Raw genomic sequence first — 17,518 nt, 5'->3', positions numbered from 1 at the left:
CTGATTTGAAAATATTAAACGGTCTATTTTTTCGTAATTGTAAACTCAACACGACGGTTTAATCGACGACGTTCTTCGGTAGCATTGCTGGCAATTGGACGAGTTTGTCCCCAACCTTTGGTCGTCACTCTCTCAGAAGCTATACCCTTAGAAATCAGATAGTTTTTAACTTCTTCAACTCTTTCTTCTGATAATTTTAAGTTTAATTGAAAGTCGCCTTGATTATCGGTATGTCCTTCAAAAAGTATCTCCAAAGTTGGGAAATCATTCATGGCTTGAGCAATTCTATCCAAATCTTTTAAGGCAGGTGCTTGTAGGTGTGATTCGCCTTGTTCAAAGGTAAAACTGTTCAAAATGCCTTTATTTCCAACTTCCAAAGGCATCAAATAAAAGTCTTTTTTGATTTCTCGGTAAGATATTTCCTTTGATAAATCCACCAATTCGCTAATGGCTAAATAACCTTTTGCGTAAGGAACAAAATTATAAACCTCTTTGAGTGGAACCACGAAACTAAATGAACCTGTGGCTGGGTCGTATTTTTTAACTTCTGGTTTTAATTTATCATTTTGAGGAGTCATTGTCAGGACTGCCTCGACAGGTTTTTTATCCGTTGTGGTCAAAATATCTCCCGAAATAATAGCGACAGGTTCTGGTTTGGCAGTTTTTGGCAATTCTAATTTGTAAATGTCTTCTTTTTTTGCTGCATTTATTGAGCAAATATATGCGTATTCGCCCGATGCGGGAAGTGTAAAATAACCGTCCCAATTGGGCGTATTTATGGCTGAACCAAGATTTTCAGGTTCTGTCCAATATTGCCAAGTATCGTCCAAACGTTGTGTTTTGAAAATGTCATTATCTCCATAACCTGGAAACCCACGAGTTGAAAAGTAAAGTGTTTTTCCATCTGCCGCAATAAATGGTGTCACTTCGTGTTCAACGGTGTTAATTTGTCTGCCCATGCTAATTGGTTCTGTCCAATTTGTACCATCCTTCTTGAATGAAACGTATAAATCTCTTTTACCAACCGTATTTTTTCGTTGAATCGACATAACCATCACCATTCCATCAGGTGATAAGGCATATTCTGCATTTGGACTTTGGTTGTAATAATTGTCAATTTTTATTTCTTCTGGATATGCCCAACCTCCACGTGTACGAAATGAGCGAGAAATTCCTGGTGATAATTTTCCGTCTTTATTATATTTGTTCATGAGTAAAATCTCACGTCCATCGGCAGAAACGGCAAAAACCGCATTTTTATCTTGGTTATTGATTGGATAGCCTATATTTTTTGATTTTATCCAATTGCCAGCTTTGTCCTGCACACTAAACCAAACATCTTGGTCTTTTTCTTTGCCAAACATACTCAAGTAGTTACGAGTATAGAAAAGCGTTTTCCCATCACTGGAAATCACAGGAGCAAATTCTTGATGTCTTGAATTAACTCCTTTTCCTAAATTCTCTCGGTAAACTTCCTTTGGGGCATCGGCTGCCACTCTAATAACCGCTTTGATGGGTTCAGTAGAATCTGAAATACCAATGGCATCAATTTGATTAGGCCCTTTAATTTTTTCAGTATTAAGAATCAATTTAATAGCTGAAATGCTGTACGAAGTCATTTCTGGAAGAATAATATTAAGCATTTTACCTTTATCCTTCACTTCATTAATTTGATTTTCGGGGGCTTGATAAAGTATATGAACTGTACTTTTGGAATCAATCGCTAAAATTTTATTAATACAACCTTGTCCAAAATTCTCAGCAACGGCAACTTGTCGGATAGGCATGAGTGTGTCAAAACCAACGGTGATATATTCCACACTTGGACTATCAGGTTGTGAGGGTTGCCAAGCGGCGGTACTTTCAGTAATATTGGGGAGAACATTAGGTTTTCCTAATGCTTGAATGGCTTTGTATTCTGTTGTTTGAAATGGTATAACTCTTTCTGAAGAAAATTCTAATACTTTACTTGCCCAACAAACTTTTTGGGAAAATGTTGGAATAATAACAAGCTGAAAGAAGAACAAAAAGGCGGCGGATTTTTTGAACATTGATAACATGGAAATAAGGTTAATTTCTCAATTACAAAAATGATACCGTTTTACGAAAAGAATGTTAATTGGTATTTAGGCATTTGATGAGAGATTGTTAAGAATACGCTATAATTTGCTCTATTTCTGTCTCTTGAACTTTCGTGGTTTTACCAAAAATCAGTGATTAATTCTTGACAATTGTTACTTCAACACGTCTATTTAATCTTCTTTTTTCCTCTGAATTGTTACTTGAAATTGGTCTGGTAGAGCCATACCCTTGTGTCTGTACTCTTTTAATATTGATACCACCTGCTGCTAAATATTTTCTTACTTCTTCAACTCTTTGCTTGGATAATTGTAAGTTTTCGTTCCAGTCGCCTTGATTATCTGTATGTCCTTCCAACATGATTTCCATCGTTGGATTTTCTTCCATCACTTTAATGATTCTGTCTAATTCTGGGAATGAATTATCTAAAATTTCCGCCTTACTTTGAGCAAAAAATACACTATTGAGCGTCATTTTCTGTCCTGCTTCAATCGGAAGCAAATAAATATTCTTTTTGACTTCTTTAAAACTATTGTCTTTTGAGAAATCTAAAGGCTCAGAAACTGCCATAAACCCTTTTTTAGATGCAGAAATGGTATAACTCTGTTTTGAAGGAAGCATCATTTTATAGTCGCCCGTAAGTGGGTCATAAGTTACACAAACAGTATCTTTGTCGGTCAAGGACTGAACATTAATTCGGGCAGAAATTGGTTTTTTATCGACCATATTATAAACTCCACCAGTCACTTGAACTACCGCATTAGGTTTGATAGATTCTGGAACTCTTAATTTAAAAATATCTTCTTCGCCAATGGCGTTTTCTTGAGAACTAAAGAAGGCATAATCGCCAATGGCAGAGATTGAAAAGTATCCATCCCATTCAGGAGTATTGATTATCGAACCTAAGTTTTCGGGTTCAGACCAATTTAGCCAAGTGTCGTCTAATCTTCTGCTCAAGAAAATATCATTATTGCCATAACCGCTCAATCCCTTTGTAGAAAAATATAGCGTTTTGCCGTCCGCAGCCACAAAGGGCGTGCTTTCTTCTTCAGCTGTATTGATTTTTTTGCCTAAATTTTTAGGTTCAGACCACGTTCCATCGGCTTGTAAGAATGAAACATAAATATCTTTTCCGCCTTGAGTCTCACTAAACTGACCTGTCAGAATTAATATTCTTCCGTTTGGTGAAAAACTATATTCAGCGTATTCTGATTTATTCCTAAAATTTTTAATGTTGATTGGCTTTGGAAATGCCCAGCCTGTTGGTGTTTTGGTGGACATTGAAACACCTTTTGCCATTGAACCGTCTCTGAGATAAACATTATTTAAAAGAATCGTTTTTCCATCGGGAGAAATAGCACAAATTGCGTTATGTTCGGTATTATTGATGGGTTCGCCCATTGGTTTTGCCAAACCCCATTTGCCATCTTTTTGAATTTCAGAAAACCAAACGTCTTGATTTTTTCCTTGCCCCAAATTCTCAGGATGCTTCCAACGAGTATAATAAAGGGTTTTGCCATCAGGAGATATAACAGGGGCAATTTCTCGATAAGCGGAATTAACGTTTTCACCCAAATTTTCTTTGATAATTTCTGCGGGAAGATTTTTGGCTAAGTTGATGCCAGCTTTAATTGGCGTTTCAGATTGAGAAATGGCAATGGCATCAATTTGATTCCAACCTTTCACTCTGTTAGTATTTAAGACAATCTTGATACCTCTAACTCTAAATGGCGTAGGTTTTGATAAAATCAAATTTGCCATTCTGCCAACTTCCGTTGTAGGAGTATTTTTGTTTGTCCAAAGCGTTTTTAGATTATCAAATTCGTCAAATGCTTCAATTCTTATAATGCAACCTTGTCCAAAATTTTCGGCAATGGCAACTTGTTTGATGGGCATTAGGGTGTCAAAACCGACGATTAAAAATTCTTCTAATGGACTTTCTTGTGTCATGGGTTGCCATGCACATACACTTGCACCAAATTGTGGGAGTTTGTTTGGCTTTCCTAATGCTTGAAATGCTTTATTTTCTTTGGTAGTATTTGCGTCGGCGTATTCAGAAGAGAAGGCAATAACACGGCTTGCCCAGAAGGTTTTTTGAGCGGTTGTTTGTAAGGAAAAAAATAATATAAAAAGGGCTATGGTGAATCTCATATTGCAGGGTAATGCGTTTATTATAAGTGAGTTAGTGTTGCGTATTTACCCATAGACAGATTCCCATGAATACATAAACATTAACAAACTCAGAAAAACGAAATTTCTTCTAAAACCTTGTTAGGTTCTTTAACTTTCTTGATTTTTTCAAACTTGATTTTCTTGGCTTTCTGCTCTAATTTTAATCCTTTTTGAATCTGTAAATTATGGTCAAAAAACTCAATGGCACGTTGTACTTTATTTTTATTGATGGTCAAGAAATACGGACGACGACCATTTTTCTGAATTAAACGTGCATCTAATTTATAAATTGTTCCTTCTGGAAACTCTGAAATCATTTTTGCGGGACAACCGATTTTTAAATCGCAAGGAATCGTTTGTCCTTCGAGTGTTTTTAGTCTTGGGCGGTTTCTACGAGTGTCAAAATACACTTTGGCGTAAATATCCAAAAAGATTTTCTTTTCTAATTCGGGCATTTCAGAAACGAGCGAAAGTTGCATAATTTGATAAAGCGTTAAAGATTTTCGTAGGATTTATAAAATTAAAGATAAAATACTAATCTGTCAAATATTTAATCTGAACTATGATTTGTTTGATTCGCTGATTTTAAGATTGCCTTTTAAAAACCCTATTATCATTAAATCCCCAAAATCATAGTTCAGACAAGTATTCTATTTCACTTCATTCAATTCTAAAATCACACTACTTCTGCGTCCGCTCAATTCTGGATTAATACCAATATTCATCAAATAATCACCCGAATAAACTAAATCTGACTTTAAAGATGAAGTTGTTCCAGGAAATAAATTGATTTCTTTAACGCTGTATTTTTTATTGGGCGATAACCCTTTCAATTTGATTGGAGTTGGATTATAACCTGTGTCAAATCTGTTGGTAGTCAAGTAGTTGAACATGACTGCATGGTCTTGGTTTTCGTTGCTAAATACCAAAGAAGCAAAGGGCTTATCCCAAGGGTTTTGTAATCTGTATAGGTCGCCTTTCCAGATAACAGGATTAATTCTTTTATAATTTTCCAAAGCTTTTTGACTAAATTTAAGCTCTTTCTCCGTCAATTGACTTACCACAATATCATAACCCATTTTGCCCATCATTGCCACATCTGTTCTGTATTTTAAACCAACTTTACTCCAATCCGTTATGTGATTACAGTGAGCGATGGCAGGGTAGAAGTACGAGTTTTCCCACTGAATAAAAACTCTTTCCAAAGGGTCTGTATTATCGCTCAACCAAAATTCGGTAAAGTATTTTAAGGCTTCATAGTCAACTCGTCCGCCTCCGCCTGAGCAAAGCATCATTGGTACTTTTGGAAATTTGGCTCTGATTCTTTCCAAAACTTTGTATAAACCCTTCACATATTCAACGTATAAATGCGTTTGTGGCAAACCTTGTTTTAGTAAATACATGGAGTGAGCATTATAAGTTACTGCATTACAATCCCATTTGATGAAAGCCAAATCAGGATTTTTGGTAAATAAATTATCCAAAACGCCAAATACAAAATCTTGTACTTCTGGATTTGATAAATCAAGCGGTAATTGATTTCTGAAATAATGTTCTGGTCGCTCAGGTTCACGAATCACCCAATCTTTGTGTTGTTCGTACAATTCTGATTTTGGATTTACCATTTCTGGTTCAACCCAAATCCCGAATTTTATTCCTGCCTTGGTTGCTTCTTTCATTAAGTAGCCAATGCCATTTGGTAATTTTTTGCGGTTTTCTTGCCAATCGCCCAATCCTGCTACATCACCATTTCTTGGGTATTTGTTGGCAAACCAACCATCATCCAATAAAAATAAATCAACGCCTAATTTTTTACCATCTTTGAATAATCCCGTTAATTTTTGTTCGTCAAAATCAAAATAAGTGGCTTCCCAGTTATTCAAAAGTGTTAATCTTGAACCTTCGCCGTCTAAAATACGATATTTCCTTGCCCAATTATGCATATTTCTGCTGGCTTCACCTTTTCCATTTTCTGAAAACGTTGAAATAAATGACGGCGTTTTAAATTCTTGATTGGGAGCAAGGGAATATTCGGAAGCGTGTGGATTAATTCCTGCTAAAACTCGGAGATTATGGTACGAATCCATCTCAAAATCAATCTTGAAATTCCCCGACCAAGCTAACGTTCCCAACATCACTTTGCCCTCATCTTCAGTAGCTTGGCGGTCGAACGATAACATAAAAGTAGGCGGTTGGAATAAATTAGCTCTTGTTCCTAATTTTGAATCTAAGGTTTTAATTCCTGCGGTCAAAAGCGTTTCTTCAGGTTTCATTTCTTCGCCCCAACCTCCGTGATAGTGATGCAAAACGTAATTGTCAGCCGAGAAATACATATTTGCCGAAGCATATTTTTGCATCAAAATGTTCTTTTTTTCTTGGTGTTTTATCAAACTCCACTGCTCAATTACATTTTCTTTGGCATAAACTTTATAGCAAAGCGTTACTTCGACAGGATAAGCAGGGTCTTTCAGTAAAATATTCGTTTGCGTAACGTTATCATCAATTTTTACGGTTTGATGACTTACATATTTTAATTCTAAGGAGTTATTTCCGTCGGCATGAGTTATCTGAATCGCTGGCTCTACTAAACTCCAAGTTCCGCTTGGCGTGTATGGCGAATTGTAAATTCCTGCATTTGAGTCGTTGTAACGAAATTCTTGAGCAATGATAGCATTATCTGCCGTTTTGATTAATTTTTTGCCAAAATGAACAATTCCTAAACGATTATCCTTATCAGTTTGTAGGACTAAAGAATTCTTCGCAGTTTCGATGGGAATAGTAACCATTTGTTGGGCTTGTACTAAATAATTGGAACAAGTTGCGACAATTAATAAAATAAAGAGTTGGGGTTTTTTGAACATAGTTTTGATTTTGAGTGTCCTTGGATTTCCGAAATTACCAATTTTATTCTCAATCATTATCTGTTTTCAATAAATTCATTGATTCAAAATGACAAAATTGTTAATGAGAAAAGTCATTTAGTTTAATAAAGATAAATTGCGGTCTTGGCTTTATCTTTGAAGAAATATCAAGAATTAATGAATAATGGTAGCGACTTTAGATAAAATATTTGAAATTATACACGAAAATGCCATCGAAAAAGAACTTGTATGGCTTGAAGAGAAAACAATAAACGCAAAATCTGCCCAATTAGCTTTTGTGGCAACGCCAAGATTTATTGGCAAACGACCGATTAGTTTTGAGTTAGACAATAATCAAACAAAAAACTGGACATTAGACCGTTTAGTGAGGGTTTATTTGTTGCTAAAATTAGAAAATATCAATCCTGATGGTTTTGAAGAACAAATAAATACGCTTTTCGATACTGCTGAAATCAACGAATCTATTGCCCTTTATTCAGCATTGCCCTTGTTTCAGAATCCTGAAAAATGGCTTTTGAGAGCAACTGATGCTGTACGTTCAAATGTCGGAGATATTTTTGATTCAATTGCTTTTGGAAATGATTATCCTGTAAAATATTTCTCAGAATTAGCGTGGAATCAATTGGTTTTGAAGTGCATTTTTAATGAAAAACCAATACATCAAATTGTTGGCTTGCATTCAAGAGCTAATCAACATTTAGCGGATACATTATCGGATTTTGCTCACGAGCGTTGGGCGGCTGGTAGAAAAATTCCCGCTCAGGTTTGGCGTTTGGTAACCCATTTTTTAACGGACGCAATTATTAAGGATTTAGAAGTTTTATTTCTTTCAAATGACCTTCAAAACCAAATTGCGGCAACATTGGTATGTTCTGAAACCGATAATTCGGAAGCCGAAATTTTACTGAATAAATATCCATTATCCATAAATTCAGAAATGTTGACTTGGGAATATTTAGAAAATCAATCAGCCATTTGTTATGAGTAGTTTCAAATATTAACGCCGACAGGGTTCAACACTCTGTCGGCGTTGTAACTGAAAAATAACACTTCAAACTAACGAAATATACCACAAATAAGGTCATGAATCATTACAAAAAATATCATCTTTGACCTTTCATTAAAACGTGTTTGGTAGAAATCTACGGAGGTTTAAATAATCATGAAATGCTTTTTGTTGAAATGTTCGCTATTCGCAAATTGCTATTTCTTTTAAAATAAAATAATCATTACAATGTGTCTTAATAAAGATGAAATAAAGCAGAATCCTTCACATTTTGAGGAATCGCAAGCCAATATAATTTCTTCCAATACAGAATTTAGTAATTACAAGGATTTAATAGCGGGCATGAAGTTTTTTGACCCGCATATCCACATGACTTCCCGTACTACCGACGATTATCAGGCTTTGGCAGATGCTGGCGTTGTGGCAATTATTGAACCTGCGTTTTGGTTGGGTCAGCCCCGTACAGGTTTGGCTACTTTCAAAGACTATTACAGTAGTTTGGTGGGTTGGGAGCGTTTCCGTTCTTCGCAATTTGGTATCAAGCACTATTGCACCATCGGACTCAATTCTCGTGAAGCAAATAATGAAGCTTTGGCAGAACAGGTAATGGAAATTTTGCCTTTGTATTTGATGAAAGAAGGCGTTGTGGGTGTTGGCGAAATCGGTTTTGACGACCAAACGGCTGCTGAAGAAAAATACTACCGTTTGCAGTTAGAATTAGCCAAAGAAATGAATTTACCTGTGCAAGTTCACACGCCACATCGTGATAAAAAGAAAGGGACTGAACGTAGTATGGCGATTGCTTTGGAACACGGAATTGACCCTAAAATGGTTATTATCGACCATAACAATGAAGAAACCGTAAAGTCGGTGCTTGACCAAGGTTTTTATGCGGCATTTACAATTTACCCTTTTACTAAAATGGGCAATGAACGCATGGTAGAAGTGGTAAAACACTACGGTTCGGAAAGAATAATGATTAATTCAGCGGCAGATTGGGGCATTAGTGACCCTTTAGCAATTCCAAAAACAGCGGCTTTGATGAAAATTAAAGGTATTGCTGATGAAGATATTCGTTTGGTTACTTACCAAAATGCCATTGATGCTTTTGCTCAAAGTGGACAAATTAATGTAGCCGATTTTGAAGAATCTGTGGTGATTGACCAAACACAAAAATTTAACGGAAATACTATTTTAAGAGGAGGACAGCAACCAAGAATCGACAAAGATGCGATTGTGATTCGATAAGAAATTTAAAAATGAAATATTACTTACAACTGATGCGACCAGCCAATTTGATTACGGCTATTGCGGATATTATGGCAGGTCTTTCAATTGCAAAATTTGTGTTTTCGACTGATAGTTTATCCATACAAACGATACTTTTATTAAGTCTTTCAACAGTTGGGTTATATGGTGGAGGCGTTGTTTTTAATGATGTTTTTGATGCGGAATTAGATGCGGTGGAACGTCCAGAAAGAGCTATTCCGAGTGGGAAAGTTTCTAAACAAAATGCGACACTTTTGGGTAGTATTTTGTTAGTTTTAGGGATTTTTTGTGCTTTTTTAGTTAGTTTTGAAAGTATGATAATTGCCCTTATCATAGCTGTTTTAGCCTTAGTTTATGATAAAGTTGGAAAACATCATGCTTTTTTGGGCCCAATCAACATGGGTTTATGTCGGGGTGGAAATCTTCTTTTAGGTATGAGTGTAATGGTGTCATCATTACAAGATTGGTGGTGGATTGGGATTGTTCCTGTTTTATATATTGCTGCCATCACTATGATTAGTAGAGGAGAGGTTCACGGTGGAAGTAAATCAATTCTATATTTCGCAGGAATTTTATATGTGATTGTCAGTATTTCTCAAATCGCCTTGTCTTATCATTTTGGAAATGTTTTGATTGCTCTTCCTTTTGTGATTTTACACATATATCTCATTTTCAAACCTTTAATTACGGCAATTCAAAATCCTATTGGGCCTAATATAGGTAAAGCCGTAAAAGCTGGTGTGCTTGCCCTTATCGTGATGGATGCCGCTTGGGTGAGTGTATCAGGCAACTTTCCTGTGGCAATTGCGGTTTTGTTATTACTACCTTTGTCCGTAAAAATTGCAAAAATTTTTGCGGTAACTTAATATGTGTAGCACAGGAATCCTTCCTGTAAGCATTTTGTTCAATTCACAGGAAAAATTCCTGTGTTACCTAAATTGAACAACTAAACACTAATCCCTAATATAAAATTCAACAATGACTCAAATACAACAATCATTTCAAGTACCATTTACGTATAATGTAATTTTTACGGAAAATATGTTTTCACTTGAAAATGAGATTTTTATCAACTTTTTGAAAGATTTTGGAAGTACCACTTTCCGCAAAAAAATATTGTTTTTAATAGATGCAGGAGTAGCTAAAACTAACGCTTATTTGCCTGATGCCATTAAAAACTATTTCGCCAATCAAGAATCAATCACGTTAGTTTCAGAAATTTTAGTATTTGAAGGTGGCGAAAAAGTTAAAAATGACCCCCAAGTTTTAGATGCTATTTTACAAGCCATTGATAAACACCGTATTGACCGACATTCGTTTGTGGCTGCCATTGGTGGGGGAGCATTTTTAGATGTTACAGGTTATGCTTCTGCAATTGCTCATCGTGGCGTAAAACATATCCGAATTCCAAGTACGGTTTTGTCACAAAATGATTCAGGTGTTGGCGTGAAAAATGGTGTTAATTTCTTCGGGAAAAAGAACTTTCTTGGCACATTTGCTCCACCAATTGCGGTATTTAATGATGCAAATTTCTTGAGAACGTTAAGTGACAGAGATTGGCGTTCTGGTATTTCAGAAGCAATAAAGGTAGCTCTCATTAAAGATTTAGCTTTTTTTGAGTGGTTGGAAACGAATGCAGAGGCAATGGCAAAACGTGATGAAGCGGTTATGTTTCATCAAATTTTCAGAAGTGCCGAATTGCACGTTCAACATATTTCGAGCGGTGACCCCTTTGAATTAGGTTCTGCCCGACCGTTGGATTTTGGTCACTGGGCGGCTCATAAATTAGAATATTTAACCAATTTTGAGATTCGTCACGGAGAAGCCGTAGCTATCGGAATTGCTCTTGATTCTGTTTATTCGCATTTAAAAGGACAAATTTCTGCCGAAGAACTCGCTCGAATTATCACTTTATTGAAGACTTTAGGTTTTGATATTTATCATCCAGCTTTAGCCGAAAACGATAAAATAAATCTTTGGAAAGGGCTTCAAGAATTTCAAGAACATTTAGGTGGAGAATTGACGATAACCCTTTTATCCGCCCTTGGAAAAGGCGTAGAAGTTCACGAAATCGACTTTGAATTAATGAAACAGTCGGTTGATGTTTTGAAAATTTCGTAGTTTAGGGAAATTTTAAGATTAAAAGTATCATTCGACGCTGAACTTCCCGAAAGTTTTAAAACTTTCGGGAAGTTTGCCCAAGTCAATTATGGTACGTTTTTTTGAAAATATCCCTTGAAATAATATTATAAACCCTCGGAAGGGTTCATTATAAACCATGCAAACTCCTTTTGGACATTTAACGTATTGTAGCAACATTCATACTGGTGAAGACTGGCAAAATCATTTTGCCGTTTTGCAAGAAAATATCCCAAGTATCAAGGCGAAAGTTTCCCCTGATGCTCCAATGGGCATTGGTTTGAGGTTGGCAAATTTGGCAAGTATTGATTTATTTGACCCAAGAAATCTACAAATTTTACAATCTTGGCTGAAGGAAAATGACTGTTACATTTTCACGATGAATGGGTTTCCTTACGGTGGATTTCATGATGTGGTTGTGAAAGACCAAGTTCATGCTCCAGATTGGACGAGCGATGAGCGTGTAGCCTATACCATCAGAATGTTTCATTTGTTGTCGAAATTACTACCAAATCATTTGACAGAAGGTGGAATTTCCACTTCTCCATTGTCGTATCGTTTTTGGTGGAAAAATGAAACTGTTTTGACTGAGGCAATTGAGAAAGCTACGAAAAATATGCTTACAGTTGTGGATGAATTGCTTTTGATTTCAAAAGACACAGGCAAAATTCTTCATCTTGATATTGAGCCAGAACCCGATGGAATCTTAGAAAATTCGATGGAATTTATTGATTGGTATCAAAATACCTTGATTCCAATGGCTATTGAACATTTTGCTCAAAAGTCCATTTCAGCAGAAAAAGCTATTGATATTATTCGTACGCACATTCAATTATGCTATGATATTTGTCATTTTGGCGTGAGTTATGAAGAACCACAACCTGCCATTGACCAATTGAATGCCTTAGGTATAAAAGTTGGAAAAATACAAATTAGCTCGGCGATTAAAGTTGATTTTACAAGTGATGCAGCGGCAAAATTACAAGCAATTGCTCAATACGACGAACCAACGTATTTGCATCAGGTAGTGGCACTTCGTACAGATGGGAAATTTGACAAATTCCCAGATTTAAAACAAGCCATTGATGGTTTTGAAGATGGAAAATATAACCAATGGCGAGTACATTTTCATGTGCCTTTGTTCTTGGAAACTTATGGATTATTGAGTTCAACGCAATCGGAAATTATCAAAACCTTAGCCATTCAAAAAACAAAGCCTTTTACCAATCATTTAGAAATAGAAACTTATACTTGGGGTGTTTTACCTTCTGAAGTACAAGTGCCTTTAAATGAGTCAATTATTCGTGAAATTGCTTGGGTACAGCGTATTTTAAAGTAACCCAGACTTTAGTCTGGAACGTAATAAAGTTAACATACAGATAAATCAATTATTCGTGAAATCGCTTGGGTACAGAGTATTTTAAAGTAACCCAAACTTTAGTCTGAAATACGATTTAACTTACAGACTAAAGTCTGTGTTACACTCATCAACATCATGCAAAAAACAGTAGTAATAGATATTGTCGGGCTAAGCACCAGTGTCATTGGTGAACATACGCCTTTTATAAAAAAATACCTCGAAGAACATCATTTAACGCATATCAAGCCCGTTTTTCCTGCCGTTACCACAACTGCTCAAAGTTGTTATGTAACGGGTAAAAACGCTGATACTCACGGAATTGTGGGTAATGGTTGGTATGACCGTGATGAAAGTGAAGTAAAATTTTGGAAGCAATCTAATAAATTGGTAAAAGCCGAAAAAATTTGGGAAGCTGGCAAAAAACAGAATTCAAAATTTACGTGTTCCAAAATGTTTTGGTGGTATAATATGTATTCTTCGGCTGATTTTAGCGTAACGCCACGTCCACAATATCACGCTGATGGTGTAAAAGCACCTGATTGTTATTCGTATCCACCCGAATTAAGGGATAAATTACAAGCTGAATTAGGTACTTTTCCACTGTTTAGTTTTTGGGGACCCAATGCTAATATAAAATCATCAAAATGGATTGCTGATGCTTCTATTTGGGTTGACAAAGTCGAAGACCCAACGTTGTCGCTTATTTATTTACCTCATTTAGATTACTGTTTACAGAAATTTGGCGTAGATTTTTTAAAAATCAGTAAGGAATTAGGTGAAGTTGATAAATTGGTTGAGGATTTAGTAACGTACTACAAAAGTAAAAATGCCAAGATAATTTTATTGTCGGAATACGGAATCAATAACGTAAATCGTCCTATTCATATTAATAGAATTTTGCGTGAAAATGGGTTGATTTCTGTCCGTGTTGAAAAAGGATTGGAGCTTTTAGATGCAGGGATTTCAAAAGCATTTGCAACCGCCGACCATCAAATTGCCCATGTTTATTTCAATGATTTGTCTGAAAAAGAGCGAGTTAAAGCTATTTTAGAAAATACTGAAGGGATTGCGTTGGTCTTAGATGAAGACGGTAAGAAAGAATATAATCTCAATCATGAACGTTCAGGCGATTTAGTGGTTATGGCAGAAGCAGATTCTTGGTTTACGTATTATTATTGGTTTGACGATGCAAAAGCACCTGATTATGCGAGGTTGGTGGACATTCACAGAAAACCAGGTTACGACCCCGTTGAGATGTTTATGAATCCTAAAAATCCATTGATTAAACTGCGTGCAGGATACAAATTAGCTCGTAAGTTGTTAGGTTTTAGATATTTAATGGACGTTATTCCATTGGATGCAACTTTGATAAAAGGCTCGCACGGAGGAACTTTAGCATCAAGAGAATATTATCCAATACTAATTTCGGATGAAAAAATAGGGGAGAGCGATATTCAAGCGACAGATGTTTATGAGGTAATTTGGAAGTCTGTTTTTGGTAAAAATTAAATTTTTTGCTTGATTATCAAATAAGAAACAACCGAGTAAAAAATAACAGGAATCCATAAAATATAAACGGTTGTAAAATAATAAGCCGTTATCCCTCCCAAAACAAATCCCAAAATATTTAAGGTTTTAGTAATGAAAGAAGACATAATCGTCTTCTTTATTGCTTTTGTGGCATCCGAAAAGAAATATTTAGCAAAATCTAATCCCGAAGCCATCACTACTCCAGTTATCTGCGAAGGTCTAATTTCATTTTTACTATGATTTGCCCCGAATGAATTTTGTACACTTGTTGCTAAAAAAAACATCGAAATCGGAATTGTACCTAAGTTTATGGTGAGGAGCATTATACACAAATTTGTCAGTGTTGGTATTGCTTTTAAAATTGGGTTGCCTTTTTTATTTCCTATGATAAAACACGTAGAAGAAAATACAGAGCCTAACCAATAAATGGAAATGTATGATGAAATTCTCAAAGCATCATGCCACGTTGCCATTTCAATTTGCTGAACTAAACCACTGTAATGTCCTGTAACATTTGTTAAAACAACTCCGCACAATTTAAGTCCCAATATATTAATAATACCAGGTACAAATGAAAAAAATAAAGCTGCAAAATATGTTTGTTTGGTAGTCATGAATTCTGAAAATCTTTATAATACTCCTCTTAATTTTTAGAAATACAAATATATGATAATATTTTCATATAAAAATTATTTTCTTTAAAGTGCCTTAATTTAATCCCCAGAGCCATTTTTGAAATTTTTATGTCTTGTTTTTTTAATTTCATGGAACTTGACATATAACTGTTTAGTTATATATGAAAATATTGTCATATATTTGTTTAATTATTTAAAACAACCTAAAAATGGCTACCACAGAAATTAGTCAAGAACGCTTAAACAAGGCGGCTTATATTTTAAAAGCAGTCGCTCATCCAGTTCGACTTGCCATTCTTGAGTTATTAAATCTCAACGAAAAAATGGGCGTATTGGAGATTTGTAACGCTTTAAATTGTGAACAATCTTTAATGTCTCATCACTTAATAAATTTAAAATTGAAAGGGATTTTAGGTTCAACCAGAGATGGATTAAATGTTTATTACTGGTTAAAAGAAAAAGAAGTAATCAAATTGATAAAATGTATTGAAGATTGTAATTGCACGATGTAAGCATAAAAATCAAAGAGTCTAAAATATTAAATCATTAACAAAAATATACGATGGTAATCGAACAAATTTATACAGGTTGTTTAGCTCAAGGAGCGTATTATATTGAATCAGAAGGGGAGAGTGTTATTATTGATCCACTGCGTGAAGTGCAACCGTATTTGGACAAAGCTGAACGACAAGGCTCTAAAATTAAATATATTTTTGAAACGCACTTCCACGCTGATTTTGTATCTGGTCACGTTGAATTATCAAAGAAAACGGATGCTCCAATTGTTTTTGGACCGACCGCAAAACCAAGTTTCGAGGCAATTATTGCTACGGACGGACAAGTTTTGGAAGTAGGGAAAATAAAAATTAAAGTTTTGCATACACCAGGGCATACAATGGAATCTTCGTGTTTTTTATTAATTGATGAAGATGGAAAAGATTATGCTTTGTTCTCAGGCGATACGCTTTTTATTGGAGATGTTGGTCGCCCAGATTTAGCACAAAAATCTGATTTGACCATTTATGATTTAGCAGGTTATTTATTTGATTCACTTCGTAATAAAGTTATGACACTCGCCAATGACGTATTGGTTTATCCTGCACATGGTGCTGGTTCGGCTTGTGGAAAAAATATGAGTAAGGAAACTTATGATACTTTGGGAAATCAGAAAATGTTTAATTACGCTCTAAGAGCCAATATGACTCGTGAGGAATTTATAAAAGAAGTAACCGACGGCTTAGAATTAGTACCTCCTCCGTATTATTTCCCACAAAATGTAATGATGAATAAATCGGGAGCGAAAGACTTATCAATTATCATGAATGCCGCTCAACCGTTATCAGTTGATGCCTTTGAAGCCGCTGCTAATGAAACTGGTGCTTTGATTATTGATACCCGAAAAGCGGATTTTTTCAAAGAAGGATTTGTTCCAAATTCAATCAATATTGGTGTTTCTGGAGATTTTGCACCTTGGGTTGGAACTTTGGTGACGGATATCAAACAACCGCTTTTATTAATTGTTGAAGATGACAATTTGAACGAAGCTATTACTCGTTTATCAAGAGTTGGTTATGATAATATTATTGGATATTTGGATGGTGGTTTTGCCACTTGGCAAGCATCTGGAAAGGAAACAGACACTATTCAATCAATTTCTGCGGAGGAATTTGCTGAAAAATTTAAAAAAGCGGAAGGTAAATTAGTCGTAAAAGATGTCCGTAAACCAACCGAATATATGGCGGAACACATTGAAGAATCTATGAATATTCCATTGGCAAATTTGAGTAAAAATATGGTTGAATTTTCAAAAACTGATACCAATTATATTCACTGTGCGGGTGGTTATCGTTCGATGATTGCGTGTTCAATTTTGAAAGCAAGAGGATTTGATAATATTGTTGATATCACGGGCGGTTTTGCTCAAATTGCCAAAACTGATATTCCCAAAACCGATTTTGTTTGTCAATCTAAAATGAAATAGAGAATAGTGGATAGAGAATAGAGAATAGAGGATAGTGAATAGAGAATAGAGGATAGTGAATAGAGAATAGAGGATAGAGAATAGTGGATAGAGAATAGTGGATAGAGAATAGTGAATAGAGTATAGTGAATAGAGAATAGTGGATAGTGGATAGTGGATAGTGGATAGTGAATAGTGAATTGGGTCTTTTCATCAAACTATGTCAATTTCTACTTTTGGTTTCAAAAATGCTTATTTCAAGGCAATAAGACCACTTTTAAAAATACTTGACACAGTTGAATGAAAATACTCAGTGAATTATACCCCAATACCCAATTAACCAATAGCCAATTAACCAATTACCCAATGTCCCGTCCTGAAATAAGTTGACCAAATTTTGAACTTAAAACGTATCAAAAGATGGACAAAACCAAGAACACTGGGCAAAAATTTATTCGCTATTTCAGCGAAGAATTCAAACGGCAG

General features: G+C 35.4%; 13 protein-coding genes. 8 read left to right on the top strand and 5 right to left on the bottom strand.

The annotated features are described in order from the left end of the window. Positions 1-23 precede the first annotated feature (23 nt). From VB796_RS00065 to VB796_RS00050, 4 genes are all read right to left on the bottom strand, one after another. Entirely contained in the window at positions 24-2,051 is a 2,028-nt protein-coding gene (locus VB796_RS00065) for an OmpA family protein (RefSeq protein ID WP_323344463.1), read from the bottom strand. 166 nt (positions 2,052-2,217) lie between these two features. Next, on the bottom strand, positions 2,218-4,230 hold the full coding sequence (locus VB796_RS00060) for an OmpA family protein (protein WP_323344462.1): 2,013 nt from the start codon (positions 4,228-4,230) through the stop codon (positions 2,218-2,220). An 89-nt stretch (positions 4,231-4,319) separates the two neighbouring features. After that, complete coding sequence (locus VB796_RS00055; protein ID WP_323344461.1) at positions 4,320-4,730, bottom strand: hypothetical protein; 411 nt, start codon at positions 4,728-4,730, stop codon at positions 4,320-4,322. A gap of 171 nt (positions 4,731-4,901) precedes the next feature. Next, positions 4,902-7,112, bottom strand: a complete 2,211-nt coding sequence (locus VB796_RS00050) for an alpha-galactosidase (RefSeq protein WP_323344460.1) — start codon at positions 7,110-7,112, stop codon at positions 4,902-4,904. Positions 7,113-7,296: 184 nt separating this feature from the next. Here VB796_RS00050 and VB796_RS00045 point away from each other — a divergent pair, with 184 nt between their 5' ends. The 6 genes from VB796_RS00045 (at position 7,297) to VB796_RS00020 (ending at position 14,416) form a co-directional block, all read left to right on the top strand. Then, positions 7,297-8,121 (top strand): EboA domain-containing protein, encoded by an 825-nt coding sequence (locus VB796_RS00045; RefSeq protein WP_323344459.1) that lies wholly within the window; start codon positions 7,297-7,299, stop codon positions 8,119-8,121. 246 nt (positions 8,122-8,367) lie between these two features. Beyond that, complete coding sequence (locus tag VB796_RS00040) at positions 8,368-9,387, top strand: TatD family hydrolase (protein ID WP_323344458.1); 1,020 nt, start codon at positions 8,368-8,370, stop codon at positions 9,385-9,387. A gap of 11 nt (positions 9,388-9,398) precedes the next feature. Then, complete coding sequence (gene eboC / locus VB796_RS00035; protein WP_323344457.1) at positions 9,399-10,274, top strand: UbiA-like protein EboC; 876 nt, start codon at positions 9,399-9,401, stop codon at positions 10,272-10,274. Positions 10,275-10,386: 112 nt separating this feature from the next. Continuing rightward, positions 10,387-11,529 (top strand): 3-dehydroquinate synthase, encoded by a 1,143-nt coding sequence (locus VB796_RS00030; protein WP_323344456.1) that lies wholly within the window; start codon positions 10,387-10,389, stop codon positions 11,527-11,529. Between the two features lie 157 nt (positions 11,530-11,686). Then, positions 11,687-12,886 (top strand): metabolite traffic protein EboE, encoded by a 1,200-nt coding sequence (gene eboE, locus VB796_RS00025; RefSeq protein ID WP_323344455.1) that lies wholly within the window; start codon positions 11,687-11,689, stop codon positions 12,884-12,886. Between the two features lie 156 nt (positions 12,887-13,042). Beyond that, positions 13,043-14,416, top strand: coding sequence for a nucleotide pyrophosphatase/phosphodiesterase family protein (locus VB796_RS00020; RefSeq protein WP_323344454.1), 1,374 nt, complete (start codon positions 13,043-13,045; stop codon positions 14,414-14,416). On the opposite strand, the gene VB796_RS00015 is transcribed toward VB796_RS00020, so the two are convergent. Next, positions 14,413-15,051 carry a DUF1275 family protein gene (locus VB796_RS00015; RefSeq protein WP_323344453.1) on the bottom strand — a complete coding sequence of 213 codons (639 nt, stop codon included), beginning with the start codon at positions 15,049-15,051 and terminating at the stop codon, positions 14,413-14,415. The genes VB796_RS00020 and VB796_RS00015 overlap by 4 nt on opposite strands. Before the next feature lie 230 nt (positions 15,052-15,281). Here VB796_RS00015 and VB796_RS00010 point away from each other — a divergent pair, with 230 nt between their 5' ends. Continuing rightward, the gene (locus VB796_RS00010) at positions 15,282-15,584 is read left to right on the top strand and encodes a metalloregulator ArsR/SmtB family transcription factor (protein WP_323344452.1); all 303 of its coding nucleotides are present in this window, start codon (positions 15,282-15,284) and stop codon (positions 15,582-15,584) included. Positions 15,585-15,634: 50 nt separating this feature from the next. Next, positions 15,635-17,053 (top strand): MBL fold metallo-hydrolase, encoded by a 1,419-nt coding sequence (locus tag VB796_RS00005; protein ID WP_323344451.1) that lies wholly within the window; start codon positions 15,635-15,637, stop codon positions 17,051-17,053. The last annotated feature ends 465 nt before the right edge of the window (positions 17,054-17,518 follow it).

This window comes from Arcicella sp. LKC2W, from assembly GCF_034931005.1.
Taxonomy (GTDB): Bacteria; Bacteroidota; Bacteroidia; order Cytophagales; family Spirosomataceae; genus Arcicella.
This window is presented reverse-complemented; position numbering and strand designations above follow the sequence as displayed.